The sequence below is a fragment of the Micromonospora sp. 4G55 genome (assembly GCF_016803375.1).
Genome location: NZ_JAEVHN010000777.1, coordinates 1 through 2,635, shown reverse-complemented (window position 1 = coordinate 2,635; position 2,635 = coordinate 1). Strand labels below are relative to the sequence as shown.

The 2,635-nt window shown below is 74.5% G+C and carries 2 protein-coding genes and 1 pseudogene; all 3 read right to left on the bottom strand.

What is annotated here, in order from left to right:
- Positions 1-68: 68 nt before the first annotated feature.
- Entirely contained in the window at positions 69-1,259 is a 1,191-nt protein-coding gene (locus JNW89_RS34010; protein ID WP_238452154.1) for a sensor histidine kinase, read from the bottom strand.
- 34 nt (positions 1,260-1,293) lie between these two features.
- Entirely contained in the window at positions 1,294-1,845 is a 552-nt protein-coding gene (locus tag JNW89_RS34005; protein WP_238452153.1) for a zinc ribbon domain-containing protein, read from the bottom strand.
- Positions 1,796-2,635: pseudogene (locus JNW89_RS34000) on the bottom strand (hypothetical protein); the annotation flags it as partial. The gene JNW89_RS34005 and the pseudogene JNW89_RS34000, both read right to left, overlap by 50 nt.

The following is a 2,635-nucleotide window of genomic DNA, read 5'->3' as shown; positions in this document are numbered from 1 at the left end:
TGGTGGCCCGGTCGCCCGCGCCGGCGCCGTTCCGGCCCGGCCGGCGGTGCCCGCCCGGCGCTCCCGGGTCACGCCGCGGCCCCGACCGACTCCACCGGAATCCGCGCCGACACCCGGAAACCGCCGCCCGGCCGTGGACCGGTCCGCAAGGTCCCACCGTAGAGGCCGACCCGCTCCCGCATGCCGACCAGGCCGTGCCCGATCCGGTCGGGTCCCGGTCCCGGCCCGCGCCCGGTGTCGGTGACCTCCACCGTCAGCCAGCCGCCGGCGACGGTGAGCCGCACCTGCGCGGTGGCCTCCCCGGCGTGCTTGAGCGCGTTGGTCAACGCCTCCTGCACGATCCGATAGACGGTCAGCGACACGCCCTCCTCCACCGGCCCGGGCGTGCCCTCGACGTACAGGGTCACCGGCAGGCCCGCCTCCCGTACCTGCTCGACCAGCGCCTCGATCCCCGCCAGGCCGGGCTGCGGGGTCAGGTCCGCCGCCGGCTCCGCGTCCGTGCGCAGCACGTCCAGCAGGCGGCGCATCTCCCGCAGGGTGACCCGGCTGGTGTCCTCGATGGTGGCGATCGCCTCGTCGGCGGCGTCCGGTTCGCGGCGTAGCACCCGACGCGCCCCGGTGGCCAGCACCCCCATCACGCTCACGTGGTGGGCGACCACGTCGTGCAGCTCCCGGGCGATCCGGCGCCGCTCGTCGGCGACCGCCTGCTCGGCCAGCGAACGCTGGTTCTCCTCGGCCACCCGGGCCCGCTCCCGCAGCGCCCGCACCGACGTGCGCCGCGCCTGCACCGCCCGCCCCACCGCGAACGACAGCAGGGCGATGAGCAGGTTGTTGAGCAGCAGGTAGCCGGGGCTCACCGCCAGCACCCCCTCCGGCGGGGCGACCAGGTTGGCCACCCCCACCGGCACCCAGAGCAGCACCGCGGCCAGCGCCGCCTGCCGCGCCGGCCGGCGCGCGGCCATCGTGTACGTCAGGACCATGAACGCCAGGCCCTGCGTGCCGGGCGCGAGCCTGAGCAGCACCGGCAGCATCAGGGTGGCCACGGCCAGACCCACCGCCGTCCACGGGGCGACCCGGCGCAACGCCACCGGGGCGGCCGTGAGCAGGCTCCACGCCAGCGCGCCCGGCATCCGCCCGGGCCAGAACTCCGGCGGGGTGAGCAGCAGGAAGGCGATCTCCAGCAGCACCAGGGCGGCGGCGAAGAGCGCGTCACCGGCGAGCGGTCGGCGCTGCCACCATCGCGCGGGTCCGTCGGTCATACCGCGACGCTAGTGCGGTGTCCACTAAACGTGTTCACCGGGTTTCCGATGCACCGTTGTGGATCCTCGCCGTTTGGGCGAGCGACTCCCCACCTGGTGGTGAGGCGGGCCTCCGCGGGCCAACTGATCCTCTCGCCGCCTGTGGTGGGCGGCGGGGATCACGCCGGGACTGGCTGGCACCGGGGAGGTGTCGGCCGGCTCGACGGTGCTTGACCACCTCGGGTAGCGCGACGGCTGCTGTGGGGGTGGTGGGTCCGCCGCCCGGGGTGCGGGTGGCGATGATGGCTGCCGCGATCAGGTCGCGGTGCCCGGAGAACTTGCAGTGCGGGCAGGTCAGGGTCCGGCCACGGGGTTTCGGCACCCGCCGCAGACAGGCGGGGCAGGTGGAGGAGGTGCCGCGCTCGTTGACCGTGTCGACGGTGATGCCCGCCTGGACAGCTTTGTCGGTGAGGACCTGCATCAGGCGGCCGATCTGCCACTGCCGCAGCCGCAGGTTGTGCCGCCGCCCCGCGTCGATGTCGAGGACCCCTCGCGGGTCACCCACCCTGAGCACACCGACCCGCTGCTCTACCGCCCACGAGACCACCGTGCGGGCGGCTTCGTGCTGGGCCTGCCGGACCCTGCGCCGATGCCGACCCTCCCCCAACCGCGCCCGCCGCCGGTATTTCCGCCACCGCCGTGACCCTCGCTGGCCCGGCTTCGGTGCCCTGCGGGCCACGGCGCGGCGGCGGGTCTTGGTGTCGGCGAGGTGCATGCGGTGCTCCGCGCGGATCGCCCGCCCCGACACCAACAGCCCCCTCACCAGCGGGGCCGGCCACCGCATACGGGTGAATGATCCCCACATCCACCCCCGCCACCCGGTCCGGGTCCGGCCCCTGACCCGCCGGATAGGTTGCCACCGGAACCTCGGCGGTCACGTCGAGGAACAGCCGGCCGCCCTCGCACAGCAGGGTGACCGAGCGGACCTGCTCGACCGGATAGGGCACCTCCCGCGCCAGCCTGACCCACAACGGCGACGTGCCCCTGGCCGTGGGGAGGCGGACCCGACGGCCGTCGAGGGTGAACGTGCCGTGATACCAGCGCACCGGCATCAACGCCCGCCGACGACGCGGAAACCGCACCGACAGGTCACCGTCCTGGCGGGCTTTCGCCGCCGCGAACCACGCATCGGAGAACCGCCGCAACACCGACCGGGCACCCGTGCTGTCCAACTCGCCGAACGTGCCCGGCCCCGGCCCGGACAACTCCCGACACAACTGCTGATAACCAGCCAGCGGCGCATCCTGGCGACGGCGTCGCCACGCGTTGACCTCCAGGACACACGCCCACACGTCACCGGCCGAGCGCAGCAATCCGAAACACCGCCGCCGCTGCCC